This is a genomic window from Saccharothrix sp. NPDC042600 (assembly GCF_040647305.1).
In the GTDB taxonomy this organism is placed as follows: domain Bacteria; phylum Actinomycetota; class Actinomycetes; order Mycobacteriales; family Pseudonocardiaceae; genus Actinosynnema; species Actinosynnema mutabilis.
Genome location: NZ_JBEZBW010000079.1, coordinates 1 through 26748, shown reverse-complemented (window position 1 = coordinate 26748; position 26748 = coordinate 1). Strand labels below are relative to the sequence as shown.

At 72.9% G+C, this 26748-nt stretch carries 26 protein-coding genes; 15 read left to right on the top strand and 11 right to left on the bottom strand.

The genetic code is table 11. The features are described from left to right. Nucleotides 1-19 precede the first annotated feature (19 nt). The 6 genes from AB0A74_RS32300 to AB0A74_RS32275 all read right to left on the bottom strand — a co-directional run bounded on the left by AB0A74_RS32300 (nt 20) and on the right by AB0A74_RS32275 (nt 7928). A complete protein-coding gene (locus AB0A74_RS32300; RefSeq protein WP_358255441.1) occupies nt 20-1465 on the bottom strand; it encodes an FAD-dependent oxidoreductase in 1446 nt (481 codons plus the stop codon). Beyond that, entirely contained in the window at nt 1462-3477 is a 2016-nt protein-coding gene (locus tag AB0A74_RS32295; protein ID WP_358255440.1) for a molybdopterin oxidoreductase family protein, read from the bottom strand. The genes AB0A74_RS32300 and AB0A74_RS32295 overlap by 4 nt, the downstream gene beginning before the upstream one ends. A 95-nt stretch (nt 3478-3572) precedes the next feature. After that, the gene (locus tag AB0A74_RS32290) at nt 3573-4370 is read right to left on the bottom strand and encodes a TIGR02569 family protein (RefSeq protein ID WP_358255438.1); all 798 of its coding nucleotides are present in this window, start codon (nt 4368-4370) and stop codon (nt 3573-3575) included. A 188-nt stretch (nt 4371-4558) separates the two neighbouring features. Further along, a complete protein-coding gene (gene moeZ / locus AB0A74_RS32285) occupies nt 4559-5731 on the bottom strand; it encodes an adenylyltransferase/sulfurtransferase MoeZ (RefSeq protein ID WP_358255436.1) in 1173 nt (390 codons plus the stop codon). A gap of 124 nt (nt 5732-5855) precedes the next feature. Continuing rightward, on the bottom strand, nt 5856-6875 hold the full coding sequence (locus AB0A74_RS32280) for a DUF3152 domain-containing protein (RefSeq protein WP_358255435.1): 1020 nt from the start codon (nt 6873-6875) through the stop codon (nt 5856-5858). 75 nt (nt 6876-6950) lie between these two features. Next, nucleotides 6951-7928 carry an alpha/beta fold hydrolase gene (locus AB0A74_RS32275; protein ID WP_358255433.1) on the bottom strand — a complete coding sequence of 326 codons (978 nt, stop codon included), beginning with the start codon at nt 7926-7928 and terminating at the stop codon, nt 6951-6953. Between the two features lie 142 nt (nt 7929-8070). Here AB0A74_RS32275 and AB0A74_RS32270 point away from each other — a divergent pair, with 142 nt between their 5' ends. After that, nucleotides 8071-8715, top strand: a complete 645-nt coding sequence (locus tag AB0A74_RS32270) for a TetR/AcrR family transcriptional regulator (protein ID WP_358255431.1) — start codon at nt 8071-8073, stop codon at nt 8713-8715. Nucleotides 8716-8755: 40 nt separating this feature from the next. Here AB0A74_RS32270 and AB0A74_RS32265 read toward each other — a convergent pair whose 3' ends face one another. Both AB0A74_RS32265 and AB0A74_RS32260 read right to left on the bottom strand, forming a co-directional pair. Beyond that, complete coding sequence (locus tag AB0A74_RS32265) at nt 8756-9625, bottom strand: alpha/beta hydrolase (protein ID WP_358255429.1); 870 nt, start codon at nt 9623-9625, stop codon at nt 8756-8758. Further along, nucleotides 9622-10521: a diiron oxygenase gene (locus tag AB0A74_RS32260; RefSeq protein WP_358255427.1), complete on the bottom strand. Its 900-nt coding sequence runs from the start codon at nt 10519-10521 to the stop codon at nt 9622-9624. Before AB0A74_RS32260 ends, AB0A74_RS32265 begins: the two co-directional genes overlap by 4 nt. A gap of 67 nt (nt 10522-10588) precedes the next feature. Between AB0A74_RS32260 and AB0A74_RS32255 the strand changes: the two genes are divergently transcribed. Then, a complete protein-coding gene (locus tag AB0A74_RS32255) occupies nt 10589-11311 on the top strand; it encodes a TetR/AcrR family transcriptional regulator (RefSeq protein ID WP_358255425.1) in 723 nt (240 codons plus the stop codon). Further along, nucleotides 11311-11619, top strand: coding sequence for a DUF4873 domain-containing protein (locus AB0A74_RS32250; protein WP_358255424.1), 309 nt, complete (start codon nt 11311-11313; stop codon nt 11617-11619). The genes AB0A74_RS32255 and AB0A74_RS32250 overlap by 1 nt, the downstream gene beginning before the upstream one ends. Nucleotides 11620-11688: 69 nt before the next feature. Here AB0A74_RS32250 and AB0A74_RS32245 read toward each other — a convergent pair whose 3' ends face one another. Both AB0A74_RS32245 and AB0A74_RS32240 read right to left on the bottom strand, forming a co-directional pair. Beyond that, nucleotides 11689-11916: a DUF3107 domain-containing protein gene (locus AB0A74_RS32245; RefSeq protein WP_343932436.1), complete on the bottom strand. Its 228-nt coding sequence runs from the start codon at nt 11914-11916 to the stop codon at nt 11689-11691. A 66-nt stretch (nt 11917-11982) separates the two neighbouring features. Next, the gene (locus tag AB0A74_RS32240) at nt 11983-12663 is read right to left on the bottom strand and encodes a ferritin-like fold-containing protein (protein WP_358255422.1); all 681 of its coding nucleotides are present in this window, start codon (nt 12661-12663) and stop codon (nt 11983-11985) included. A gap of 486 nt (nt 12664-13149) precedes the next feature. Here AB0A74_RS32240 and AB0A74_RS32235 point away from each other — a divergent pair, with 486 nt between their 5' ends. The 3 genes from AB0A74_RS32235 to AB0A74_RS32225 all read left to right on the top strand — a co-directional run bounded on the left by AB0A74_RS32235 (nt 13150) and on the right by AB0A74_RS32225 (nt 17211). Then, nucleotides 13150-14775, top strand: a complete 1626-nt coding sequence (locus AB0A74_RS32235) for a DEAD/DEAH box helicase (protein ID WP_358255420.1) — start codon at nt 13150-13152, stop codon at nt 14773-14775. Nucleotides 14776-14856: 81 nt separating this feature from the next. Beyond that, a complete protein-coding gene (locus tag AB0A74_RS32230) occupies nt 14857-16251 on the top strand; it encodes a hypothetical protein (RefSeq protein ID WP_358255418.1) in 1395 nt (464 codons plus the stop codon). An 84-nt stretch (nt 16252-16335) separates the two neighbouring features. Further along, nucleotides 16336-17211 carry an alpha/beta hydrolase gene (locus tag AB0A74_RS32225; RefSeq protein ID WP_358255416.1) on the top strand — a complete coding sequence of 292 codons (876 nt, stop codon included), beginning with the start codon at nt 16336-16338 and terminating at the stop codon, nt 17209-17211. A gap of 1 nt (nt 17212) precedes the next feature. Here AB0A74_RS32225 and AB0A74_RS32220 read toward each other — a convergent pair whose 3' ends face one another. Continuing rightward, on the bottom strand, nt 17213-17884 hold the full coding sequence (locus AB0A74_RS32220) for an A24 family peptidase (protein WP_358255414.1): 672 nt from the start codon (nt 17882-17884) through the stop codon (nt 17213-17215). A gap of 219 nt (nt 17885-18103) precedes the next feature. Here AB0A74_RS32220 and AB0A74_RS32215 point away from each other — a divergent pair, with 219 nt between their 5' ends. The 9 genes from AB0A74_RS32215 (at nt 18104) to AB0A74_RS32175 (ending at nt 26620) form a co-directional block, all read left to right on the top strand. Continuing rightward, the gene (locus AB0A74_RS32215) at nt 18104-18298 is read left to right on the top strand and encodes a Flp family type IVb pilin (RefSeq protein ID WP_358255412.1); all 195 of its coding nucleotides are present in this window, start codon (nt 18104-18106) and stop codon (nt 18296-18298) included. A 76-nt stretch (nt 18299-18374) separates the two neighbouring features. Next, complete coding sequence (locus AB0A74_RS32210) at nt 18375-18770, top strand: TadE family protein (protein WP_358255410.1); 396 nt, start codon at nt 18375-18377, stop codon at nt 18768-18770. Continuing rightward, entirely contained in the window at nt 18758-19822 is a 1065-nt protein-coding gene (locus AB0A74_RS32205) for a Tad domain-containing protein (RefSeq protein ID WP_358255408.1), read from the top strand. The genes AB0A74_RS32210 and AB0A74_RS32205 overlap by 13 nt, the downstream gene beginning before the upstream one ends. A 10-nt stretch (nt 19823-19832) precedes the next feature. Continuing rightward, nucleotides 19833-20585 carry a Flp pilus assembly protein CpaB gene (gene cpaB / locus AB0A74_RS32200; protein ID WP_358255405.1) on the top strand — a complete coding sequence of 251 codons (753 nt, stop codon included), beginning with the start codon at nt 19833-19835 and terminating at the stop codon, nt 20583-20585. Nucleotides 20586-20589: 4 nt separating this feature from the next. Then, entirely contained in the window at nt 20590-21741 is a 1152-nt protein-coding gene (locus AB0A74_RS32195) for an AAA family ATPase (protein WP_358255403.1), read from the top strand. Beyond that, a complete protein-coding gene (locus AB0A74_RS32190; protein ID WP_358255401.1) occupies nt 21738-23096 on the top strand; it encodes a CpaF family protein in 1359 nt (452 codons plus the stop codon). Before AB0A74_RS32195 ends, AB0A74_RS32190 begins: the two co-directional genes overlap by 4 nt. Continuing rightward, entirely contained in the window at nt 23093-24949 is a 1857-nt protein-coding gene (locus tag AB0A74_RS32185) for a VWA domain-containing protein (RefSeq protein WP_358255399.1), read from the top strand. The genes AB0A74_RS32190 and AB0A74_RS32185 overlap by 4 nt, the downstream gene beginning before the upstream one ends. 1 nt (nt 24950) lies before the next feature. Next, nucleotides 24951-25850 carry a type II secretion system F family protein gene (locus tag AB0A74_RS32180; protein WP_358255397.1) on the top strand — a complete coding sequence of 300 codons (900 nt, stop codon included), beginning with the start codon at nt 24951-24953 and terminating at the stop codon, nt 25848-25850. Between the two features lie 122 nt (nt 25851-25972). Beyond that, nucleotides 25973-26620, top strand: coding sequence for a response regulator transcription factor (locus tag AB0A74_RS32175; protein WP_358255395.1), 648 nt, complete (start codon nt 25973-25975; stop codon nt 26618-26620). Nucleotides 26621-26748 lie beyond the last annotated feature (128 nt).

Genomic DNA, 26748 nt, shown 5'->3' with positions numbered 1-26748 from the left:
GCGGCAACTCCGGCGCACATCAGACGGGTTGCGGCTGTGAGGCGGCGAGCCAGTCGACGATGCCGCACACCGCGTCCTTGCAGCCGCCACAGCCCGTGCTCGCGCGGGTCTTCTCGGCGATCGCCGACACCGTCGTGGCGCCGGACCGCCACGCGCCGACGATCTGTCCTTTGCTGACGGTGTTGCACCGGCAGACCACAGCGGACGCGGGCAGGTCCGCCGGGCTCGCCTCGTTCTCCGCGGGCAGCGCGCGGCCCAGCAGCAGCGCCAGCCGGTCGGTCGGCGCGGGCAGGCCGCGGTCGAACAGCTGGGTGATGGCCGCCGCCGCGTCCGGCGCGCCGAGGACGATCGCGCCGGTCACCTTGTCGTCGCGCAGCACCAGTTTCGCGTACCGGCCGCGCGCGGGGTCCTGGAAGCACAGGACTTCCGCGTCCGGCGCGTCCACCTCGCAGTGCACGTCGCCCAGCGCGGCCAGGTCCACGTCCCGCGCCTTGAGCCGGGTGACGACGGTGGTCCCGGCGTAGCGGGAGGCGGGCGCGGCGCCGGTGACCAGGTCGGCCACCACGGCGGCCTGCTCCCAGGCGGGCTGCACGAGCCCGGACACCGTGCCGACGTGCTGCGCGCAGTCGCCGATCGCGTGCACGCGCGGGTCGCTGGTGCGCAGGGCGTCGTCCACCAGGATGCCCCGGTCCACGGCGATGCCCGCCTGCTCGGCCAGCCCGGTCTCCGCCCGCACGCCCGCCGACACCACGACCAGCTCGGCGGGCACCTGCGTGCCGTCGTCGAGCAGGAGCCCGTCACCGGGCACGTACTTCGCCGCGAGCGCGCCCAGCCGGAACTCGATCCCCAGCGTTTCCAACGTCTTCGCCAGCACCCGGCCCGCGCCGCGGTCGAGCTGGCGTTCCATCAGGTGCCCCACCGGGTGCACGACGGTCACCAGGCAACCCCGGCCGGCCAGGCCCCGGGCCGCCTCCAGCCCGAGCAGACCGCCGCCCAGCACCGCGACCGGTGTGCCCGGCGAGGCCGCGTCGAGGATCCGCGCGCAGTCGTCCAGCGACCGGAACGCCACCACACCCGGCGCGAGCCCGCCGTTGCCGTCCAGCAGGCCGTCGGTCGGCGGCACCCACGAGCGCGCGCCGGTGGCCAGCACCAGCGCGTCGTACGGGACCTCGGTGTCGTCCACGTGCACGACCCGGCGGGTGCGGTCGATCTTGGTCACGCTGCCGCCCAGCCGCAGGTCCACGTGGTGCTTGCTCGCCCAGCCGGGGTCGTGCAGGCGCACCGCCTCCGGGGTCAGCGACCCGGCGACCACGCTGGACAGCAGCACCCGGTTGTAGGCGTGGTGCGCCTCGTCGCCCAGCACGGTCACCGAGACCCGTTCCGCCCGCGGGTCCCGCCTGCGGATCTCGTCGGCCAGCCGGGCCCCGGCCATGCCGTAGCCCACGACGACAACGTTCCTGGTCATACCGACTCCAATCGGACGGCGCACACCTTGAACTCGGGCATCCGGCTGGTCGGGTCCAGCGCCGGGTTGGTCAGCAGGTTCGCGCGGCCCGCGCCGGCGAAGTGGAACGGCAGGAACACCACGTCGATGCGCATGGACGGCACGCACCGCACGCGCGCCACCGTCCGGCCGCGCCGCGACACCACCGCGCCCAGGTCGCCCTCGCGCAGGCCGGCGCGGGTCGCGGTGTCCGGGTGGACCTCGACGTAGGCCTCCGGCTCGGCGTCCACCAGCTCCTTGACCAACCGGGTCTGCGCGCCGGACTGGTAGTGCTGGAGGACCCGGCCGGTGGTGGCCTGCAACGGGTACTCGGCGTCGGACACCTCCGCAGGTCCGCGGTGGTCGACGGGGATGAACCGGGCGCGGCCGTCGGGGTGGGCGAAGCGGTCCAGGAACACCCGCGGCGTGCTGCGCTCGACCACCGGCCAGTGCAGCGCCTCCCCCGCCCGCAGCCGCTCGTAGGTGACCCCCGAGTAGTCCGCGAGACCGCCCTTGGACGCGACCCGCAGCTCCTCGAACACCACTTCCGGCTCGACCGGGAACCGCTCCACCGGCTGCCCCAACCGCAAGGCCAGCCCTTGAAGAACTTCCAGGTCGCTGCGCACCCCGTCCGGCCGCTCGACCGCCACCTGACGCAGCAGGATGCGGCCTTCGAGGTTGGTCATCGTGCCGCTCTCCTCCGCCCACTGCGTGATCGGCAGCACGACATCGGCCATCGCGGCGGTCTCGGACAACACGAGATCGCAGACAACGAGCAGGTCCAGCGCACCGAGGCGGTCGGCGACGTGCTGCGACCGGGGCGCGGAGACGACCAGGTTGCTGCCGAACACCAGCAGCGCCTTCGGCCCATCGGGCTGCCCCAACGCGTCCAGCAGTTCGTAGGCGGAACGACCGGGTCCGGGCAGGTCGTCCACACCCCACACGTCCTGGATGTACGCGCGGGCGGCCGGGTCGTCGATCTTGCGGTAGCCGGGGAGCTGGTCGGCCTTCTGGCCGTGCTCGCGCCCGCCCTGGCCGTTGCCCTGGCCGGTCAGGCAGCCGTAGCCGGAACCGCGCCGACCGGGCAGGCCCAGCGCCAGGGCCAGGTTGATCCACGCCGACACGGTGTCCGCGCCGCTGGCGTGCTGCTCGGTGCCCCGACCGGTGAGGACGTAGGCGTTCTCCGCCTCGGCCAGGATGCGCACGGCCGCCCGCTGGTCGGCGACCGGGACGCCGGTGACCCGCTCGACCCGTTCCGGCCACCAGGAGGCGGCGATCAGCCACGCCTCGGCGAACCCGTTCGTGCGCTCTTCCAGGTAGTCCTCGTCCAGGTGGCCGTCGGCGACGGCGCAGTGCAGCAGGCCCAACGCGAGCGCCAGGTCCGTGCCCGGCGCGGGGGCGAGGTGCAGGGTGGCCAGCTCGGCGGTGGCCGTGCGGCGCGGGTCCACGACGATCAGTTCGGCGCCCTTGAGGTGCTGCACGAACGGCGGCATCGTTTCGGCCGGGTTACCGCCGACCAACAGCACCGCGTCGGCGTGGTCGAGGTCTGTTACGGGGAACGGCATGCCCCGGTCCAGCCCGAAGGCGCGGATTCCGGCCGCCGCCGCGCTGGACATGCAGAACCGGCCGTTGTAGTCGATCTGGGAGGTCCCCAGCGCGACCCGGGCGAACTTGCCGAGCAGGTAGGACTTCTCGTTGGTCAGCCCACCGCCGCCGAACACGCCCACCGCGTCCGGCCCGTGCTCGGCGCGCAGGTCGCGCAGCTTGGCGGCGACGAGGTCGAGCGCCTCGTCCCAGGTGGCCGGGCGCAGCTCGCCGGCGCGGCGCACCAGCGGCGTGGTGAGCCGGGCGGGCGAGGTCAGCAGCTCGGCGGACGTCCAACCCTTCTGGCACAGGCCGCCGCGGTTGGTCGGGAACTCCCGCGGCGACACCTTGCCGTCGGTCACGGACATCGCGCACTGCAGCGCGCAGTACGGGCAGTGGGTGTCGGTCACGGGGCCGACGGTAAGAACGGGCTGTTAACAGCGCAGCGCGGAATGTTTCGTCCACGCGAACTTGCACCGTCACCACGCGTGCGGTGCGGGTGAGGTCACAGCAGGGAGGTCACCTTCGTGGCCGTCCGTTCCAGCCCCACCAGCGATTGCGTGCTCGACAGCGGGTGCAGGGCGTGCACGGCGAGGCGGAAGAGTGTCGCTCGCAACAACACCTGCGGCCATTCCGCCAGATGGGCCCACCGCTGGAGGATGCCGTGATCCGCGCCACCCCACGAGAGCGCGTCGACCACGACGACCGCCGCGCCGTACTCGGCCGGCCGCCAGTAGGGGGTGAAGTCGATGATGGCGGGCGCCGCGTCCCCTGCGAACAGCACGGTCCCGAACAGGTCGCCGTGCACGACCTGCGGCTTGAGCTGGACGGGCTTGCGGTAGGCGGCGAGCAGCTCGAACAGCCGGCCGCCGAGGTCGGGGTCCAGGTCGGCCCGCTCCTCCTCCCAGGCGAGGCGGTCGGCGCGGGCGAACAGGTCGGTGCGGGCGTCCAGGAAGCGGGGCTTGGGCAGGTCCCTGGTGGCGGCGTGCAGCTTCACCGCGACCTCGACCACCTCGTCGTGCCGCGGCTCGGCCCGTCCCGACAGGTACTTGGTGGCGGCCCACCCGCCGACGACGTAGCGCCCGTCGGTGGACCGCAGGGGTCTCGCGATGCGCAGGTTGTCCACGGACAGGGTGTCGAGCGTCTTGGCGACCCACGTGGCCTCGGCGGGCTTCCCCGCGGGCCGGACCGCCACGTCACCACACCGCCACACCGGCCCGGCGTCGATCAACTCCGGTTCGGCGTCACGCGCACCGAACGCGGCCCTCACGTGCGACGGCGGCGGCTCCGGGGATGGGGTCACGGCACGGCACGCTACCCGTCGAGGCCTCGTGTTTGGTGGACCTCACGCGGCTCTGCCGCCGTGTGCACCCGTCCGGCCTATCCGCACTATTGCGGGTTCAGGGCAAATGCCGATGTGCGTTGCGTCACCCGCTCGGATGACGAACGGCCCCGTGGCGGGTGTGCCACAGGGCCGTTCGTCACAACACATCAGTAGGTCGGGAGGCTGGTGTCCACCTCGCGCGCCCACGCCAGCACGCCGCCGCCCACGTGCACGGCGTCCTTGAACCCGGCCTGGTGCAGCACCGCGAGGGCCTCCGCCGACCGCGCACCCGACTTGCAGTGCAGCACGATCTGCTTGTCCTGCGGCAGTTCGGCGAACGCCTCGCCGGACAGGATGCGGTCCTTCGGGATCAGCACCGAGCCCGGGATCTTCACGATCTCGTACTCGTGCGGCTCGCGGACGTCGATGAGGACGAAGTTGTCGCCGCTGTCCTGCTTCTGCTTCAGCTCCAGCGGGGTGATGGTGTTGCCCGCCGCCGCCTGCTGGGCCTCGTCGGAGACCACGCCGCAGAACGCCTCGTAGTCGATCAGCTCGGTGATCTTGACGCTCTCCGGGTCCTTGCGGATCTTGATGGTCCGGTAGGACATCTCCAGGGCGTCGTACACCATCAGGCGACCCAGGAGCGGCTCGCCGATGCCGGTCAGCAGCTTGATCGCCTCGGTCACCATGATCGAGCCGATCGACGCGCACAGCACGCCCAGCACGCCGCCCTCGGCGCACGACGGGACCATGCCGGGCGGCGGGGGCTCCGGGTAGAGGTCGCGGTAGTTCAGGCCCTGGCCGTCCGGGGCGTCCTCCCAGAAGACGCTGACCTGGCCCTCGAACCGGAAGATCGAACCCCACACGTACGGCTTGCCCAGCAGCACCGCCGCGTCGTTGACCAGGTAGCGGGTGGCGAAGTTGTCCGTGCCGTCGAGGATGAGGTCGTAGTCGCGGAAGATGTCGAGCACGTTCTCCGAGTTCAGGTGCGTCTGGTGCAGGTTCACCTTGACGTACGGGTTGATCTCGGCGATCGACTCGCGCGCGGACTCGGCCTTCGGCTTGCCGATGTCGGACTGGCCGTGGATGACCTGGCGCTGCAGGTTCGACTCGTCCACGGTGTCGAAGTCGACGACGCCCAGCGTGCCGACGCCGGCCGCGGCGAGGTAGAGCAGCGCCGGGGAGCCGAGGCCGCCCGCGCCGACGACCAGGACCTTCGCGTTCTTCAGCCGCTTCTGCCCGTCCACCCCGACGTCCGGGATGATCAGGTGCCGGCTGTACCGCGCGACTTCCTCCTTCGTCAGCTCCGCTGCGGGCTCCACGAGCGGCGGAAGCGCCATCTGATCCTCCTCGACGAGACATGTCCTCTACCGACGGACAACACCAGACTGGACCACCGTCTTCCCGCATGGGAAGTCGTCCCATTGCGTGGACACGAAGTGACCACGCCCACCGCGAGCGGCTTCAGCGCGGCGCGACGGGGAAGGCGTTCGGGGAGCAGACCTTGCCGTCCGCCGGCACCCGGCCCCGGTTGGAGGCGTCCACCTCGTTCAGCCGGGCCACGTAGTCGTTCGCGACGCCGAAGGTCTGCTGCATCATCACCGGCGCCGGCTGGCCGGTCTCCTTGCAGCCCTCGTGCGGGTTCTCCAGGACGTGGCCGACCTCGTGGTTGATCGCGTACGCCCGGTAGAACGCCAGGTCCGTGTTGAACGCCTTCGCGCCCCGCACCCACCGCGCCGCGTTGATCACCACGCGCTCGGAGGGCGGGTGCCAGCACGACGTCTCGTACTGGATCTGGAACCCGCACAGCCCGTGCGTGGTGTTCGTCGTGGTCAGGCTGATGGTGAAGTCCACCGGACCGCTGTCCACGCGCTGCATGGCCACCCGGCCGGTGCCGATCCAACTGCGCTGGTCGGCCAGGATGCCGTCGATGGTCCGGGCGAACGCGTCCCGGTCGCCGCCGAAGTCGGCCGCGTCCACGCCGTCCTCGACGGCGATCGCGTACTTGTAGAGCCGGCCGGTGCCGACCTGCGCGGTCCCGCCCGGCACGACCTGCCACGTCCCCGCGCCCTGCTCGGAGTACTTGGGCCCGTCGGGCAGCTCGGCGGTCGGGATGTTGACCAGGTCCACCTTGGCCGGCGGCGTCTCGGTGGCCACCGGCGGACCCGACGACGTGCTGGTCCCGGGCGCGGCGCCGGCGTTGTCGGAGCCGGACTGGCCGGCCTCGCCGATCTTGGTCGGCGCGGCCGTGTCGAGCACCACCAGAGCGGTCAGGACGAGCAGCACGGGGACGGCGTAGATGCGCCAGCCGTAGTTCGCGACCAGGCCCTTCAGGCCGCGCTTGCGCTTGCGGCGGTGGCGGCCCGCCGGTTCCCAGGACGCGGTCAGCGGCTCGGCGGCGGTGCGTCGGGTGCCGCGGCGGTAGCGGTCCTCGGAAGGCGCGGACGGTGCCGCCTCACGCCCACCCTCCGACGTCCGGTTCACGGCGACCAGAGTGCCACAACCCGGGGGACCGGGTGGTAACCGGTGGCCCCGCGCAGGTCACGGCACTGAACCGATCTACCAGTCCGCACCGCGCTCCCACATCCCGAGCACGGCCCGCGCGACCGTCGCCGGCCGCTCCATCTGCGCCACGTGCCCGGTGCGGGGCAGCACGAGCAGCCGCCCGCGCGGCAGCAACCGGGCCACCCGGGGCGCCTTGCGGGCGCTGACCAGCTTGTCCTGCGCGCCCCACACGACCAGCGCGGGCGCGGTGACCTTCGGCGGCAGGAGCCACATCGACTTCGAGCGCGGCACCAGCCACGTCCGGATCAGCTCGACCGTGCTGCGGCCCAGCGCGTCCGGCGCCCACGGCTGCGACGACCGCTCGGTGTACTCCTCCACCGACTGCCGGAACCGCTTGTCGGGCACCTGGGACGGGTCGGCGAAGCACAGGTTGAGCATCTGCCGGGCCCGCTGCTCCGGGGTGACCCGCGCCAACTGCTGCCGCACCCGCGAACCGAGGATCGGCAGGAACGCGAGCGGCATCCGCCGGTCGGACACCCGGCTCAGCCGGGGCCGCAGGTCCGGCACCGCGGGCGAGATCAGGGTCAGCGTCTTCACCAGGTCGGGCCGCGTCGAGGCCACGATCAGCGCGATCGCCCCACCCATCGAGTTGCCGAACAGGTGCACCGGCCCGGCGCCGAGCCCGTCGACGAACCCGGCCACGACCTCGGCGTGCGTCGCCATGCTGAACGTGTAGCCCGGGATCGGCTCGGACCGCCCGAACCCCGGCAGGTCCAGCGCGTGCCCGGCGACGTGCTCGGACAACTGGCCCGCGAGGTCGGTCCAGTTCGTCGACGAACCGCCCAGGCCGTGCACGTAGACGGCGGTCTCGCCGGCCGGTCCGGGCGTGCGCCGGACGTGCACGCGGTGCCCCGCCACCTCGACGTAGTCACCAGGCCAGGGGCCGCTCGTTGAGTCCAGCGGAGGTAGCGGTGCGGAGGACAGGGGCACGTGGGTGATGGCGGGTCTGCTCGCCTCCAGGGTCTCGGTCACCTCCCCAGGATGCCTGCTCGGACGTCCTACGAAACGAGAAGCTTTCCCGCAACGCTGCTACCAGCGAGTAAGGTTGCTCCCGACGAACCGGGGAGGCCACCCCCCGCCCGGTTCCGCGATGTGAAGGTTGGCTGGAGGCACCATGACGGAGACGGCCCAGACCACGGTCGGGCACAACGGCGGCGCGGGTCGAGGGGTCCGCCTCCCACGCACCGCCCGGCGTGCCCAGTTGCTGGCCGCGGCGCAGGACGTGTTCGTGACCAACGGCTACCACGCCGCCGCGATGGACGAGATCGCCGAGCGCGCGGGCGTGAGCAAGCCGGTGCTCTACCAGCACTTCCCGGGCAAGCTTGAGCTCTACATGGCGTTGCTGGAGTCCCACGTGGACGAGCTGGTCAACCGCGTGCGCGGTGCGCTGGCGTCCACGACGGACAACAAGCAGCGCGTGAAGGCGACGGTCGCGGCGTTCTACGACTTCGTGGACGGCGAGGGCCAGGCGTTCCGGATGGTGTTCGAGTCCGACCTGCGCGGCGAGCCCGCGGTGGCCCAGGCGGTGGAGCGCGCGACGACCGACAGCGTGGACGCGATCACCGAGACGATCACCGCCGACACCGGCCTGGACGAGGACCGCGCGCGCCTGCTCGCCGTGGGTCTCGTGGGCCTGTCGCAGGTGACCGCCCGGTCGTGGCTCGCCGACGACCGGAAGGTGCCGAAGGAGGACGCGGTCGCGCTGATCTCGAACCTGGCGTGGCGCGGCATAGGCGGCGGCTTCCCGCTCCAGCACTGACGTGAAAGGGCCGGTCCCCCCGAGGACCGGCCCTTTCTGTTCACAGCAGCGCGGTGATGTGTGCTGTGACCTCGGCTGATCTCTCCAGCGGCAGCATGTGGCCCGCCCCGGGGTAGATCACCAGCTCCGTGCCCGGCAGCTCGTCCGCGATGGTCCGGGCGTGGCGCAGCGGCGTGAGCTTGTCCGCGCCACCCGCCAGGACCACGCTCGGGATGCCGGCGAACTCCTTGAGCGCGGCCTTGCGGTCGTGGTCGTTGAGCGACTCGCGGAACGCGACCATGGCCACCGGGTTGCACCGGCCGACCATCGCCGCCGTCGACGCCACGTCCGCCCACGACGGCCGCTTGCCGAACAGCAGCCACCGCAGCCCCGGGCGCAGCACCTCCGTGCGCTGGAGCAACTGCGCCCGCTTCAGCTTGGCGATCTGCCGGTTCGACGCGGCCTCGCCGGCGAGGAACACCCGGCCCAGCACGCCCGGCAGCCCGAGCGTCGAACCGGACAGGTCACCGCACGAGGTCGCGACGAACACGACCCCGGCGACGCGGTCGAGCAGCTCGGGGTGCCGCTCGGCCAGCGCCATGAGCGTCATGCCGCCCATCGAGTGCCCGGCGAACACGATGCGCCCCTTGGGCACGCGTGCCGCGAGCAGCTCGGCCAGGTCGTCCGCGCACTGCGCGATGGTCGCGTCCCGGGCCGTGGCCGCCGCGGACCCGCCATGTCCGCGGTGGTCGTAGCGCAGGACCCGGCCGGGCAGCGCGGGGGCGACGTGGTCCCACGACGTGTGGTCCAGCGTCCACCCGTGCACCAGCACGGTGGTCACGTCGGCGTCGCGCGGACCGGTGTCCACCACGTGCAGGGCGGTGCCGTCCGCGGTCACGAACCGGTGGTCCGGTTCCCAGGGGGCGCTCATCCGATGAGGAACGACCGGCGCCACGCGCGCATCCCCGGCTTGCCGACGAGACCGTTGTCGTCGAGGAACTTCATGATCCCCTTGCCCGCCCACTGGATCGTCTCGTGCCAGTGCGGGTTGGACAGGGCCGCCTTGTGCGCCTCGTCCTTGTCCAGGCCGACCGCCGCGTACACCTCGGGGTTGATGATCGACCGGGTCACGAACATCGACGTCGTCGCGAGCAGCCACCGCTGGAAGGGCAACTCCTTCTTGGTGATCGTCTGCATCCCGCGCACGACCTCCTCGCGGGCGAACCGCACGTGCCGCGCCTCCTCCAGCACGTGGATGCGGTTGACCATGCGCACCAGCGGCTGCACGGTCTCGTCGGCCATCGTCTCGCGCTGGAGCTTGTCGAGGATCTCCTCCGCGACCAGGATCGAGCCGTACAGCGCGGGGCCGTAGCCGATCACCGGCAGCAGCTTGGCCAGGTGGTAGGTGTAGCGGCGGGGCCCGTAGGGCGGGCACCCGATGCGCTCGACCATGCGCGCGAACATCGTGGAGTGCCGGCACTCGTCGGCGACCTCGGTCAGCGCGTACTGCGCGTGCTTGGTCGTCGGGTCGGACCGGTAGACCTCCTTGAGCAGCATCTGCATGAGCAGGATCTCGAACCACAGCCCGACGCTGGCGACGCTGGCCACCTCGTGGCGCGACAGGTCGATCCGCTGCTCCTCCGACATGCGGTCCCACAGCGCGGTGCCGTACAGGGAGCACCGGTGCTCGGGGGTGTAGCGCAGGCCTTCGACCAGCGGCGCGTTCCAGTCGATGTCCACCTCGGGGTCGTAGAACTTGTCAGCCGAGGAGTTGAGCAGCCGCTCGGCGGTCTTCTCGCGATCGGCGACCTTCAAGGTCCTCGTCATCGGGCCCCTCCCCGGTTCGGTTTATCTGTGACTTGAGGTAACAGTTACTTCTGGTAGCGTGCGTCACATGGCTCGAACTGTCAAGGGCGGAACGGACGCACGCCGGGAGCGCTGGAAGGGGCACCGCGAGGCGCGCCGGGCCGAGTTCGTCGAGGCGACCATCCGCGCGGTCGCCCAGCACGGCCCCGACGTGGGGATGGACGAGATCGCCGCGGAGGCGGGCGTCAGCAAGCCCGTGCTGTACCGGCACTTCACCGACAAGTCCGACCTGTACCTGGCGGTCGGGCGGCGGGGCACCGAGCTGCTGATGGAGTCGATGGTCCCGGCGATCGCCGAGGACGGCCCGATCCGGACCCGCATCCGGCGGATCGTGGACTCCTACCTGACGGTCATCGAGGACAACCCGAACCTGTACCGGTTCGTGGTGCGCAAGTCCTTCGCCGACCGGCCCGTCGAGCAGGACGTCGTGCAGGAGGACAAGGAGCTGATCGCCGCGGCCCTCGCCCGGCTGCTCGGCGACTACCTGCGCGCCTTCGACATGGACTCCGGCGGCGCGGAACCGTGGGCGCACGCCCTGGTCGGCATGGTGCAGAACGCGGGCGACTGGTGGCTGGAGCGCCAGTCCATGACACGCGCGAGCCTGAGCGACTACCTGACCACGATCATCTGGCACGCCATCGACGGGCTGCTCCGCTCCGCGGGCGTCGAGCTGGACCCGGACGCGCCGCTGACCACCGATTTCTCCACCGAGCCCGCCCGGCTGCGGCTCGTCAACGGCGAGGAGGCGTGATGTCCGAAGGGCACGACGAGGACGGCTACACGGGTTCCGCGGTGCTGGTGTTCGACCAGCGCGAGGTGCCGGTGGAGGTGGAGCTGCGCGGGTACTTCCAGCCCATCGACGGGCGGTACCACTGGTACGGCCGGGTCGCGGCGAACGAGCAGGTCACCGAGCTGGTGGAGGGTGGTGCGCGGACCGCGCTGCTGCGCACCCCGGACGGTTCGGCGACCGGCCAGCTGACCGACCCGGACCCCTGGTCGCGCTACCGGGTGGCGGGCATCTCGACGCCACCGTTCTCGCTCCCGGGCTTGGACGAGTAGCGCCGACCGGCACGAACGACGAGAGGGGCACCCGCGGCGGGTGCCCCTCTCGTCGTTCGAGAAGCTCGTTCAGTCCGCGACGAAGCCGACGCGACGGCTGTCGCTCGGACCGATCTCCACGTACGCGATGCGCGCCGCGGGCACCACGTAGCGGGCGCCCTTCTGGTCGACCAGCGTGAGGTGACCGCTGCCCGCCTTGAGCGCGTCCGCGACCTGGGACTCCACCTCGTCGGGGGAAAGAGCGCTCGACACCACCAGCTCACGCGGGCTGTCCGCGACGCCGACCCTGACCTCCACGCTGACCTCCGTACACGCGTGGACCACCGGCTTGCGGCGGCGGTCCGACAACTGTCGAAACCAACCCTAGCCGAGGCCGAGGGCCGTCATGCGGCGCGTGTGGCTCTGCTGGAGCCGCCGGAACAGCGCCGCGATGCCCGCGAGGTCCCCGGAGCCGCGCACGATCAGCTCGGCCAGCGGGTCGCGCTCGGCCACCACGTACTGGGCCTGCGTCAACGCTTCCCCGAGCAGCCGGCGGCCCCACAGCGTGAGCCGGTCCTTCACCTTCGGGTCGTTCTCGCAGACCGCCCGGACTTCGCGCTCGGCGAACGCGGAGTGCCCCGTGTCGGCCAGCACGGCGAGCACGAGCTCCTTGGTCGGCTCGTCGTCGAGCCACTGGGCGACCTCGCGGTAGAAGTCGGCCGCCAGCCCGTCGCCGACGTAGGCCTTGACCAGCGACTCGTGCCACGACTTGGGAGCGGTGGAGGCGTGGAAGGCGTCGAAACCCGACACGAACGGGCGCATCGCGTCCTCGACCGAGTGACCGTGGGCGGCGAGGTACTTCTCGATCTGCGCGTAGTGGCCGATCTCGGCCGCCGCCATCGCCGACAGGTCGGCGCGCCCGGCGAGCGTGGGCGCGGTCCGCGCGTCCTCGGCCAACCGGTCGAACGCCGACAGCTCGCCGTACGCGAGCGCGCCGAGGAGGTCCACCACACCCTCCGCCACCTGCCCGGACACCACCGTCTGACCCGCCTCCGCCTCACCCATGCCGAGCAGCCTAGTGTCCGGCGAGGCCGCGTCGGCTTGTCGCGTCGCCTTTCCCGACGATCATGCTTTTCGATCGGCGGGAAACGCGGCGCGACGAGCCGACTTCCCAGCGGCCTCGCCCGCGACGCCGGAGGCGGCGCCGTCCGACACAGTGGCTTTGGCCATAGTCCAGGCGTGGGAAGCCGCAGGTGCTCCGCCTGTTCCACCCCGATCGGCCTAGTTGCCGGGTAGACTCGCACCTTGACGCCCGGCGCGGCGCGGCCCAGAAGGGGCTCGCAGCGGTGCCGCCGGCGGAAACTACGGCGGCACCGTGCCGCCCGGAGAGGGTGCGCGCATACCTCGCAGGCCCTCCCGCGCCACTGCCCGGCCGCTCCCCACGGCCGAGAGGCGGCAGGCGTGGTCGAGCGGCCCGTACAGGCCGTGCGCGCTGGTACGAGAGAGGCGATCACCCTGACCGCGACGAACGAACGAACGCACCTTGATCCGGTGGCCCTGGAGCACTCCGAGGCCGGAGTCCCCGAAGAGGACACCTCCCACCCGCTGGTCGCGAACGCGCCGGTCCGCACCGACTCCCCCACGTTCACCGAGATGGGTGTGCGTGAGGAGATCGTCCGGGCGCTCGCCGAGGCCGGCATCGAACGGGCCTTCGCCATCCAGGAGCTGACGCTGCCGCTGGCCCTGGCCGGTGACGACGTCATCGGGCAGGCCCGCACCGGCACCGGCAAGACCCTGGGCTTCGGCATCCCGCTGCTCCAGCGCATCACCGTGCCGGGGGACGGCACCCCGCAGGCGCTGGTGGTCGTGCCGACCCGCGAGCTGTGCCTCCAGGTCACCCACGACCTGACCGACGCGGCCAAGCACCTGGGCGTGCGCGTGCTGGCCATCTACGGCGGCCGGCCCTACGAGCCGCAGATCGCGGCCCTGCGCAAGGGCGTGGACGTGGTCGTCGGCACCCCGGGCCGCCTGCTGGACCTGGCCGAGCAGCGCCACCTGGTGCTGGGCAAGGTCCGCGGCCTGGTGCTGGACGAGGCCGACGAGATGCTCGACCTGGGCTTCCTGCCCGACATCGAGCGCATCCTGCGCATGGTGCCCGACGAGCGGCAGACCATGCTGTTCTCGGCGACCATGCCCGGCCCGATCATCACGCTGGCCCGCACGTTCCTCAACCAGCCCACGCACGTCCGGGCCGAGGAGAACGACGCCGGCGCGATCCACGAGCGCACCGAGCAGTTCGTCTACCGCGCGCACGCGCTGGACAAGACCGAGCTGCTGGCCCGCGCCCTCCAGGCCCGCGAGCGGGGCCTGTCCATGATCTTCACCCGCACCAAGCGCACCGCCCAGAAGGTCGCCGACGAGCTGGTGGAACGCGGTTTCGCCGCCGCCGCCGTGCACGGCGACCTGGGCCAGGGCGCGCGGGAGCAGGCGCTGCGGGCGTTCCGCAGCGGCAAGATCGACGTGCTGGTGGCGACCGACGTGGCCGCGCGCGGCATCGACGTCGAGGGCGTCACGCACGTCATCAACTACCAGTGCCCCGAGGACGAGAAGACCTACGTGCACCGCATCGGCCGCACCGGCCGCGCGGGCCGCACGGGTGTCGCCGTCACGCTGGTGGACTGGGACGAGATGCCCCGCTGGAAGTCGATCAGCGACGCGCTGAACCTCGGCAAGCCGGAGCCGGTGGAGACGTACTCGACGTCGGACCACCTGTTCGCCGACCTGGACATCCCGGCCGGCTCGACCGGCCGCCTGCCGCTGGGCCTGCGCACCCGCGCCGGCCTGGACGCGGAGGTCGAGGAGGACCTGAGCGGCGGCAAGGGCAAGTCCCGCAAGCGCCGCCGCCGCAGCTCGGGCTCCGGCTCGGGTTCCACCGAAACCGCGCCGCAGGCGGAGGAGCAGTCGGAGGGCACGACCCGCCCGCGCCGCACCCGCCGCCGCAGCCGGGCCGGGGTCGCGGTGAACGGCGAGGCCGAGGCCCAGACGTCGGACGCGCCGGCCGAGGCCAAGTCCGAGCAGTCCGCCGAGGGTTCCTCCGACCGCCCCCGCCGTCGCCGCCGCCGCCGCTCGGGTGCGGAGACCGGCGGTTCCGCGGACGCGGTGCAGTCGGCAGACTGACGCCTTACACAGATCACCGGCCACGTGCGGCAGCATGTGGCCGGACAGATCACCCCACCGAAACGCAGCGGGAGCCGGGCAGTGGGTCAGCCGGAGCAGGCGGAGTCGAACGGTCAGGTCGCGGTGGACGCCACGACCGACGACGCACCCGCGGACGTCGCCGAGCACGAGACCGATCAGCAGACCGTCCGGGAGACCGGACAGGTGCCCGGTGAGGACGTGCTGGACGACGGGCCCGTCCCGCCGGTGGACGACGAACCCGTGCTGCCCACCCGGTCGTGGCGGCGGCGCGGGGACTACGTCGCGTTGACGCTGCTCGTCGTGGGCGTCCTGGCCGCGAGCCTGCTCGTGTGGGCGACCAGCGACGCCCGCAACACGGTGTCGCAGACCGGCCCGAGCCAGGTCACGCCGCTGCCGCCGGTGACGGTGCTGCCGCCGTCGCTGGGCGAGATGTGGCGCGCGCCCAGCGCCGCCACCCAGCAGCCGGTCAGCCTGGACTCGGTGGTCGTGACCGGCGACGGCGGCGAGGTCGTCGGCCGGGACGCCCTGTCCGGCGACGTCCGCTGGCGGTACAGCCGCGACTGGCCGCTGTGCACGGTGAGCACCGCGTGGGGCCGCGTGTTCGCGCTCTACCGCAAGGACACCCACTGCTCGGAGCTGACCACGCTCGACGCCGCGTCGGGCAAGCGCGGCCCGCAGCGCAACGGCGACGCCGCCCTGGACACCCGCCTGCTCAACGAGGGCTCCCACGTCACCACCACCGGCGAGACGTACTTCGAGGTCTACCGCCGCGACGACCTGGTCCGCTCGCTGGAGTACGGCACCCTCCGGGCCATCGTGAACCCCGGCAAGCAGCCCCGGCCGGGCTGCCAGTACGGCTCGTTCGCGGTGACCGGCGGCAAGCTCGCGGTCATCGAGCGCTGCTACGCGCAGGACCCGTCGGACCGCCTCACGGTGCTCAAGCCCAACCCGGAGAAGTCCGACGAGCCGCAGGTCCTGAGCACCACCATCATCGGGGCCAAGGGCGCGCGGGTGATCGCGGTGAGCGGCAACCGGGTGGCCGTGGCGGTGCCGGGCAAGGTGCAGGTGTTCGACGGCGACTCGGGCAGCCTGGTCGCGGACCACCCGGTCGAGGTCGGCGAGGCCGAGCTGGCGGGCGACCCGCCCGGCCGCGTGGTGCCGACCATGACCAGCACGGCGAACGTGTACTGGTTCACCGGGTCGCGCACGGTCGCGTTGTCCCTGGTGGACCTGAAGCCGGTGTGGTCCATGCCGTCGAAGGGCCCGGGGACGACGCTCGCGGGCCGCGTGCTGGTGCCGGTGCCGGGCGCGCTGGCCGTGGTGGACCAGGTCAGCGGCCAGGAGGTCGGCCGCTTCCCGGTAGACCGCGGCGGCTACGACGGCCCGGTGCAGCTGGCCACCGAGGGCCCCGTGGTCCTGGAGCAGCGCGGCGACACCCTGGTCGCTCTGCGCTGACGCCCGGGGACGCACCGGAGCGCACCCTCCCGGGCTAGCGGTTCGGGCACGCGCGAGTCCGCGCGGTGCGGCACACTTCGAAGGGTGTACTCGCAGCTCAGCCCTCACCGCGCGCACCGGGTGGACCTGCCGGGCCGCTACGGCCCCGTGGCCGCCCTGCGCGCTCACGCCGCGGGAGCGGACCTCGGTGCGACGGCGCTGCTGGTGCCGGGCTACACCGGGTCCAAAGAGGACTTCGCGCCGATGATCGACCCGATCGCCGACGCGGGCCTGGAGGTGGTCGCCATCGACCTGCCGGGCCAGTACGAGTCGGCCGGTCCCGCCGCCGAGGCCGACTACCGCCCGGGCCCGCTGGGCGCGGCCCTGGCGGAGCTGGTGGGCAAGCTGGGCGCGGAGGGCCGGAAGGTCCTCCTGCTGGGCCACTCCTACGGCGGCCTGGTGGCGCGCGGGGCCGTGCTGGCCGGCGCCCCGATCGCGGGCCTGACCCTGCTGTCGTCCGGCCCGTCGGAACTGCCGCCGGGCGAACGCCGCACCGCCCTGGACTACGGCGAGATCACCCTCCGCGAGCAGGGCATCGAGGCCTCGCAGCGGCTCAACGAGGTCCGGGCCGCCCTGCACCCGAGGTGGTCGCTGATGCCGCAGGCGCTCAAGGACTTCTACCGCGAACGGTTCCTGCGCTCCACGCCCGCCGGCCTCCTGGGCATGGGCGACTCCCTGCGCACCGAACCGGACCTGGTCGCGAAGCTGGCCCGGACCCTGCGCGCGGCGTGCGTCCCGTGCCTGGTCGTGTGCGGCGAACTGGACGACGCCTGGTCGGCGGCGGGCCAGCGGGACATGGCCGAACGCCTGGACGCGGACTTCGCCGTCCTCAAGGGCGTGATGCACTCGCCCAACACGGAAGCGCCGAAGGAGCTGCTGGCCACCCTCCTCCCGACGTGGCGCGCCTGGCTGTCCGCCTGATCTACAAGGCGATCGCCACCAGCGCGCCGACCAGCATGAACGGGCCGAACGCGAGCGCGTCGCGCAGGGTGATCCGCCGGGCCGCGAGCAGCGCCGCGCTCGTCAGGCCGAGCAGCACGAAGGCCAGCGCGCCGCCGAACACCAGCTCCGGCCACCCCAGCCAGCCCAGCGCCAGCCCTAGGACGCCCGCCAGCTTCACGTCCCCCAGCCCCAGGCCGCCCGGCCGCGCCAACCCCAGCACCAGGTAGACCCCGCCCAACGCCAGGCAGCCCAGCACGGCCCGGCCCAGCGCCGCCCACTCGCCGGCCGGCCCGAGGAGCGCCACCAGCACCGGGTACGCGGGCAGGGTCAACCGGTCCGGCAGGCGTTCCACCGCCACGTCGATCAGCGCCAGCACCACGCCCAGCACGCCGAGGAACGCGAACGCCACCACCTCCGGCCGCCCGGCGAACCGCACCGCCACGAACGCCACCACCGCGGCCGTGACCAGCTCCAGCGGCGGCCCGAGGACGCGCCCGCAACAGCGGCTGGTCCAGCCGACCCGTCCGCCGCACCGCGGGCAGCCCCGGTCGGGGGCGCCAGCCGGCACGGCCAGCCGGTGCACCAGGCCGCGGCCGACGACACCGGCGAGCAGGCCGGCCACCGCCCCCGAAAGGGCCCACGCGACGGTCATGCGCGGGACGGTAGGCCGCCGCACCGCCTGAGCGGAACGTGACGGCGGAAGGTCTGACCGGTCGGCCCCGGATGTCGGCCGATCGCCCGACATGTCCCCCGGACCAGCGGTTCGTTACAGCTCTTCGCCCGATACCCCGGCGCCGGCCCGTCACGGAGAGTTCCCGCCATCACGACCCGACCGGCGGCCTCTCCGCCGGCACGAACCCAGGAGACCGCCATGCTCACGGTGTTGCTCTTCATGCGGAACTTCCTCGACGACCGGCTGCGCAGGTCCGACCGCGGCGCCACCGCGGTCGAGTACGGGCTGATGGTCGCCCTCATCGCGGTGGCGATCATCGGGATGGTCATGGCCGTGGGCGACGAGCTGAACGGGCTGTTCGCCGACGTCGTCGACGGCCTCAACGGCCCCTGACCGCCGACCCGAGCCCGCCCGGACCACCCCCACCGGGCGGGCTCGCCGGTGTCCCGAGACCCGCGGAGGCAAGCGCATGCGCACCGACGACCGGGGCGCGGCGGCCGTCGAGTTCGCGCTGCTGCTCCCGATCCTGCTCGTCCTGGTCCTGGGCCTGGTCGACTTCGGCCGGGCGCTCAACGCCCAGGTCACGCTCACCCAGGCGGCCCGCGAGGGGGCCCGGGTGGCCGCGTTGAAGAAACCGAACGTCGTCACCCGCACCCAGGACGCCGCCACCAACCTCGACGGGGTCGCCGTGACGGTCGTCGCGTGCCCGACGACCCCGTCCCCGACCGCCGACGCGAGCGTCACGGCCACCTACGCGTTCGAGTTCATCACGCCCGTCGGGGCCATCGCCGGGATCTTCGGCGACGGCGGCTTCGGCGACCCGCTCACCTTGTCCGCCCAGGGGGTCATGCCATGCGAAGCCTGAACCGCGACCGGGGCGCGATCGGCGTCCTGGTGGGCGCCCTGCTCGGCGGCGGGGCGCTGCTGGGCGTCGGCGCGCTGGTCATCGACGCCGGGCGGATCTACCAGGAGCGCGCGGAACTCCAGAGCGGCGCGGACGCCGGAGCGCTGGCCGTCGCACGGAGCTGCGCCCAAGGCGCCTGCGACACGACGATGGCCGACACCTACGCGGACGCCAACGCCAAGGACGGTCTGTCCACAGTGGAGGCCGTCTGCGGCTCGGGCGGCACGCTGGCGTCCTGCCCGGCGTCCACCGGCGACATCACCGACTGCCCGCCCGCGCCGGCGTCGGGCAAGCACGTGGACGTCCACACCTCCACCGAGACCGACACCGGGACCCTGCTGCCGCCGGACTTCTCCCGCACCCTGCTGGGCAACGAGTCCTTCGCCGGCACGGGGTCCAAGGCGTGCGCCCGCGCCGCGTGGGGACCGCCGTCGTCGGCCACCACGGTCGCCATGACCATCTCGTACTGCGAGTGGCAGGACGCGACCGCGAACGGCACCGCCTTCGCCCCGCCACCGCCCGCCGTGCCGCCGGTGAGCGCCGACCAGGTGCTCAAGCTGCACGACCCGAGCAAGCCGACGACCTGCCCCAGCGGGCCGGCGGGCAGCGACGGGCCGGGCATGTTCGGCTGGGTCGACGACAGCGACGGCGACTGCAAGGCGTTCATCAGCGGCGGCAGCTACAGCGCGGACACCGGTGTGTCGGCCGGCAAGTCGTGCCAGGCCGCGCTGGCCGCCGCCCAGGCCGACCGGACCGTCGTCTACGTCCCCGTCTACACGTCCGTCAGCGGCACCGGCACCGGTGGCACTTACGCGCTCAAGGGTTTCGCCGCGTTCGTCGTCACCGGCTACCACCTGCCCGGCTTCACCGCGTCGGACTGGCTCAACCCCAAGAACGACTGCAAGGGCGCGGACAAGTGCGTCAACGGCTACTTCACCCAGGGCCTGCTGCCCGCCGCCGGGACCATCGGCGGCCCCGACCTGGGCGTGGACGTCGTGCAGCTCACCGGCTGAGGAGAGGGAAATGAAACGTCGTCTGCTCGTCATCGGCCTGGCCGTGCTGCTCGCGGTCGTCGGCACGGTCGGGGTGCTGCTCTACGTCCGCGCCGCCGACGACCGGGCGCTGGCCGGCCGCGAGGCGGTCACCGTGCTGGTGGCCGGCAAGCGCATCCCCGCCGGCACCTCGGCCAGGTCCGCCCAGGAGGCGGGGTTGCTGCGCAGCGAGCGGATGCCCGCCGGGACGGTGCCCGCGGACGCGCTCAAGTCAGCCGCCGACGTGGACGAACTGGTCGTGTCCTCGGACGTGTCCGCCGGCCAACTCCTGGTGCGCCCCATGTTCGTCACGGCCGCGCGGCTCACCGACGGCATCGAGATCCCCGAGGGCAAGATCGCCGTCACCGTGCCCGCCGAGGCCTGGCAGCGGGTCGGCGGCCTGGCCAAGCCGGGCGCGAAGGTCGCGGTGTTCGACAGCTTCAACGTGCTGGAGTCCAAGCCCGGCAACACCCCCGCGGGCGACGGGCTGCAGAACCAGCACGACTACAACAAGGCCACCCGCCTGCTGCTGACCGACGTGGAAGTCCTCGCGGTGCAACAGGAGAAGGCGGTCGAGGAGGGCACGGTCGGCAAGGCGCTGGTGACCGTCGCCGTGGACCAGGCGGGCGCGGAGAAGCTCATCCACGCCCAACAGACCGGCGCGCTCTACCTGGCGCTGCTGGGCGAGAACCCCGACGTCAAGCCCGGCGCGGGTGTGGACAACCGTTCGGTGTTCGGAGGCTGAGGACATGGCCATCCTGTGCGAGCGGCCCGAGCGGGTCGCGGAAGTGGTCGCCGGCATCGGCGGCGAGGTCCGGGCCGCGGGCGACCTGGCCGAGGCGAACCGCCTGCTGCACGCCGACGGCGCGGAGACCCTCGTCGTGGTCGGCGCGGAGACCGACGCGGAGGAGGCGCTGGCGTTCGCCGCCCGGCTGCGCGTGGAACGGCCCGCCGTGGGCGTGGTCCTGGTGCGGCGCAACGTGGACGTGGCGTTGCTGACCCGGGCGTTGCAGGCCGGGGTGCGCGAGGTCGTGCCGGCCGGGGACGTGGCGGCGCTGTCCGTGGCGTGCGCCCGGTCGCGGGAGCTGTCCTGGCGGTTCGCCGGCGGCCCGGCCGAACCGGTCCGCGAGGGCCGCGTGGTGACCGTGTTCTCCGCCAAGGGCGGCTGCGGCAAGACCACGCTCGCGGTGAACCTGAGCGCGGTGCTGGCGGCGGGCGGGCAGCGGCGGGTGTGCCTGGTGGACCTGGACCTCGCGTTCGGCGACGTCGGCATCAGCCTGCAACTGGACCCGGTGCGCACGATCGTGGACGGCCTGGGCATGGTCGGGCACCTGGACGAGCGCGGCGCGGCGTCGCTGCTCACCGAGGCCGGGCCGGGGTTCGCGGCGCTGCTCGCGCCGGTCGAGCCGGGTGACGCCGAACGGGTCCCGGCGCAGCTGGTCGCCGAGCTGCTGGTGGTGCTGCGCGGCATGTTCGACCACGTCGTCGTGGACACGCCCTCGCAGTTCAGCGAGCACGTGCTGGCCGCCATGGACGCCTCCGCCCACCACGTCCTGCTCACCACGCCGGACGTGCCCGCGCTGAAGAACCTCCGGGTCACGCTGGACATGCTGGACCTGCTGTCCTACCGGCGGGACGTGCGGTCGGTGGTGCTCAACCGGTCCGACGCGAAGGTGGGGCTGTCCGAGCAGGACGTCGAACGGGTGGTGCGGGCGCCGATCACCGCGCGCGTGCCGTCCAGCCGGGACGTGCCGATCTCGACCAACCGGGGCGTGCCGATCACCGTGGCCACCCCGGCGCACCCGGTCAGCACGGCCATCGCCCGGTTCGCGCGGGCCGGTGTGCTGGGCGAACCGGCGGCGCCGGCGCGGCGGTCGTGGCGCAGGCGGGGTGCGGCATGAGCCTCTCCGACCGCCTGGCGCAGAGCAGGCCCACGCCCGGCGCGCCCGCGACCCCGCGTCGCACCGCCCGGCACGCCGACCCGTTCGGCGCGATCAAGCGCAGCGTCCACCTGGGCCTGGTCGAGGCGCTCGGCCCGTCGCTCTACGACGTGCACCTGGACCAGGGCGAGCTGGAGCGGAAGGTCCGCCAGACCCTGCAGGCCGTGCTGGAGCGCGACGAGACGCCGCTGACCGGCGGCGACCGCACCCGCATCGCGCAGGAGGTGGCCGACGAGATCCTGGGCCACGGCCCGCTGGAGCCCTACCTGCGCGACCCGGACGTCTCGGAGATCATGGTCAACGGCCACGACCAGGTCTACGTGGAGCGCGCGGGCCGGCTGGAGCCGGTGGACGCCGCGTTCACCGACGAGAGCCACCTGCGGCGCACCATCGACAAGATCGTCGCCGGCGTCGGCCGCCGCGTGGACGAGGCGAGCCCCCTGGTGGACGCGCGCCTGCGCGACGGCAGCCGGGTCAACGCCGTGGTGCCGCCGATCGCGTTGGACGGCTCGCTGCTGACCATCCGCAAGTTCGCCACCGACCCGTTCACCGTCACCGACCTGATCGGGTTCGGCACGCTGTCGCCGCAGGTCGCGGCCGTGCTGGAGGCGTGCGTGCGGGGCCGGCTGAACGTGCTGATCGGCGGCGGCACCGGCTCGGGCAAGACCACCAGCCTCAACGTGCTGTCGTCGTTCGTGCCGGCCGACGAGCGGATCGTCACCATCGAGGACGCCGCCGAACTCCAGCTGCGGCAGGACCACGTGCTGCGCCTGGAGGCCCGGCCGCCGAACGTGGAGAGCCGCGGCGAGATCGCCGTGCGGGACCTGGTGCGCAACGCCCTGCGCATGCGGCCGGACCGGATCATCATCGGCGAGGTCCGCGACGGCGCGGCGCTGGACATGTTGCAGGCCATGAACACCGGCCACGACGGCTCGATCACCACCGTGCACAGCAACTCGCCGCGCGACTCCTTGGCCCGCCTGGAGACCATGGTGCTGATGGCGGGCGTGGACCTGCCGCAGCGGGCGATCCGCGAGCAGATGGCGTCCGCGATCGACCTGATCGTGCACCAGTCGCGGCTCAAGGACGGCACCCGGCGGATCACGCACGTGACCGAGGTCGTCGGCATGGAGGGCGAGGTCGTCACCCTCCAGGACCTGTTCCTGTTCGACTTCCACGCCGGGGTGGACGAGCGCGGCGTCTACCGGGGCGCGTTGCGCGGCACCGGGTTGCGGCCCAGGTTCGCCGAGCGGTTGGCCGACCGGGGCGTGCACCTGCCGCCCGGGGTGTTCGCCGGTGGGGAGTTCCTGCGATGAGCGTGCTGGTGCGGCTGGCCCTGGGCGTGCTGCTGGCCACCGCGGGCCTGGTGTTCTGGGGCGTGGCCGACGCCGACGACGTGACCGTGTCGTCGGTGGAGACCACGCCCGGCCGGGTCGGTTTCACGCTCACCACGCCCGACCTGGCCGCCGACCGGGTCGAGGTGCGGGCCGGGGACGTGCCGCTGACGGCCCGGGTCACCGCCGCCGACCGCCTGGAGGCCGACGCGCCGGACCGCGGTGTGGTGCTGGTCGTGGACACCAGCGGGTCGATGGCCGGCGAGCGCATCGCGACCGCCCGGCGGGCGGCGTCGGGGTACGCGGCGAGCGTGCCGGCCGACGTGCGGGTCGGCCTGGTCGCGTTCGCCGACTCCCCCGCCCTGCTGGTGTCGCCGACCACGGACCGCGCGGCGCTGGCGGCGGCGTTGGAGTCGTTGCGCGCCAACGGGAACACCGCCCTGTACGACGCGCTGCCGGTGGCCGTTGCCGCGCTGGACGGCGTCCCCGCGCCGCGCTTGGTGGTGCTGTCCGACGGCCAGGACACCTCCAGCCGCACCGGGCTCGACGCCGTGACGGGACTGCTCGCGCGGCGGTCCGTGCCCGCCGACGTCGTGGCGCTGGCCTCGGACGACCCGGCGCTGGGCCGGATCGCGGCGGCCGGCGGCGGACGCGTGCTGCCCGCCGCCGAGGCGTCCGACCTGGCCGGCGCGTTCGCCGCCGCGGCGCGCACGTTCACCCACCGCACCGCGGTGGAGGTGGAAGTGCCGGACGCGTTGGCGGGCAAGACCACCGACCTGACCGTGACCGCCTGGGCCGGGCCGACGTCCGTCACCGCCACCGTGCCGGTGACCTTCGCCGCCCTGCCCACGCCACCGGCCCCGCCCGCGCCGACCTGGTCGCTGGAGCTGTGGCTGCTGGTCATCGGCACGTTCAGCGCGTTCCTGGTGGCCGCCGTGCTGCTGTTCGGCCTGGTGGGGCGCAAGCAGCCGGTGCCCTTGGACGACCGGATCGAGCAGTACGGCCCCCGCCGCAGCCGGCCCGTCGCGCCCGAGCAGGGCCAGGTGGCCCGCGGCGCGCTGAGCGTGACCGACACCCTCCTGGGCGGCAGGGCCGACGCCATCGCCGCCCGGCTGGACCTCGCGGGCATGAGCGTCGGCGCGTCCGAGTGGGCGTTGCTGCGGCTGTGCGGGGCGGTCGTGCTCGGCGTGGTGGCGGCGTTGGTGGTGGGGAACCCGTGGATCGGCGGCCCGGCGGGCGCGTTGGTGGCCGTGCTCGGGACGCACCTGTACGTGAGCTTCCGGATCGGCCGGCGGCGGTCGGCGTTCCAGGACCAGCTGCCGGACGTGCTGCAACTGGTCGCCGGGTCGCTGCAGTCCGGGTTCTCGCTGGCCCAGGCCCTGGACGCGGTCGTGCGGGACGACACCCAGCCGGCGGCCGGCGAGGTGGCGCGGGCGCTGGCGGAGACCCGCGTCGGCGTGGACCTGACCGACGCGCTGGACCGGGTCGCCGACCGGATGGCCAGCACGGACCTGCGGTGGATCGTGATGGCGGTGCGGATCCAGCGGTCGGTCGGCGGCAACCTCGCCGAAGTGCTGCTGACCACGGTGACGACCATGCGGGACCGGGCGCAGACCCGCCGCCAGGTCCGGGCGCTCAGCGCGGAGGGCCGGCTGTCGGCCTACATCCTGGTGGCGCTGCCGGTCGTGCTGGCGGGCTGGCTGCTGCTGACCCGCTACGACTACATGCGACCGCTGTTCACGACGGCCATCGGCTGGGTGCTGGTGGTCGCGGCGACCGTGATGGTGGGCCTGGGGGCCCTGTGGATGCGTGCGCTCGTGCGCGTGGAGGTGTGACATGGTGCTGCTCCTCGGCGCGCTGGGTGCGCTGACCGTCGCGATCGTCCTGGCCGTGGTCGCGTTGGCCGGCGGCTCGTCCACCGGTGGCGGCGTGGCCGGCGCGCTGGCCGTCATCGAGAACGGCTACTCCCGCACCACCCCCGACCAGCCACCGGCGAGACGGTCGTTCGAGACGGCTCCCGGCTGGCTGCGGTCGTTGGTGCTGCGCCTGTCCCCGGACGGCATCGAGGCGCGCCTCCAGCGCCGTCTCGACCTGGCCGGCAACCCACCCGCGTGGACCCCGGACCGGGTGCTCGCGGTGAAGGGCTTCGCGTTGTTCGCGGTGGCGGGCGTCGGCGTCCTGCTGGGTTCCGGGGCCCTGCTCACGGTCGTCCTGTACGGGTCGGCCGGCGCGGCGGCGGGCTTCTTCCTGCCGGACCTGCTGCTGCTCAACGCGGGCCAGAAACGCCAGGCGAAGATCCGCGACGCCCTCCCCGACGCCCTGGACATGCTCACCGTGTGCGTGGAAGCGGGCCTGGGCTTCGACGCGGCCCTGGCCCAGGTGGCCCGCAACACCCGCGGCCCCCTGGCCGCCGAGTTCGCCCGCGTGCTCCAGGAGACCCAACTGGGCACGTCGCGGACCCAGGCCCTGCGCGCCACCGCCGAGCGGACCACCGTGGCCGAGCTGCGCACGTTCGTGTCGGCCCTGGTGCAGGCCGGCGAACTGGGCGTGCCCATCGGCCGGGTCCTGCGCGAGCAGGCCAAGGGCATGCGCGTCCGACGGCGGCAACGCGCCGAGGAACGCGCCCAGAAGGTCCCGGTGAAGATCCTGTTCCCGCTGGTCGTCTGCCTGTTCCCGGCGATCTTCGTGGTCATCCTCGGGCCGGGGGCGATCAGCATCATGAGGTCCCTGTTCTAACCCGGTCCAGCGAGGTCTTTGGACCCCAATCGGGGGAAGGGTGTAACCCCGACCAGTACTCCGATCGACGTAGCGGTTGAACCTTCATATGACGCGCTGTCACAGCGGCGACAGGAGGCATCATGACGATCCGCGTCGTCGTAGTAGACGGACACACCCTCTTCCGCTACGGCCTGACCACCCTCACGGCCACCGCGCCGGACATCAAGATCGTCGCCGAAGCCGGGACAGCCGCCACCGCCCCCGCCATCGTGGCCTCCTACAGCCCGGACGTGGTCACCATCGACGTGGCCCTCCCCGACGGCGACGGCCTGCGCCTGGCCCGAGAACTCCGCGACCGCCACGACGACCTGGGCATAGTCATGCTCACGTCCCTGGGCGAGGACGACGTCCTCTTCAGAGCCCTGGAAACGGGCACGTCGGCGTTCGTGGCCAAGACCGCCCCGGCCGACGAGGTCCTGGCGGCGATCCGCCACGCCTCGGTAGCCGCCGGCTCCTTCACCGCAGCCGGCCTGGCCGGCGCGCTGGCCCGCAAACGCACGACGGACGACCGCCTGGCCCTGAGCCCACGAGAACGCGAAGTCCTGCTACTCCTGCGCGAGGGCACGTCGATCCCGTCGATCGCGAGATCCCTCTACGTGAGCCAGTCAACAGCCAAGACCTACGTCTCCCGCCTCTACGAGAAACTGGGCGCCTCCAACCGAGCCCAAGCCCTGATGGCAGCCCTACGAGCCGGCCTGATCCGAACCGAACAAACCCACGCCTCCTAGCACCCACCACTGGCGCGCAGCGCCAAGACTTCTGGCGCGCAGCGCCGGCGGGCAGTCCACCGGAGGGGACACAACCCAAGCCGGGCTTCTTGCTTGTGTCATCTCCGTATGGCCCGCCCGAAGGGCTA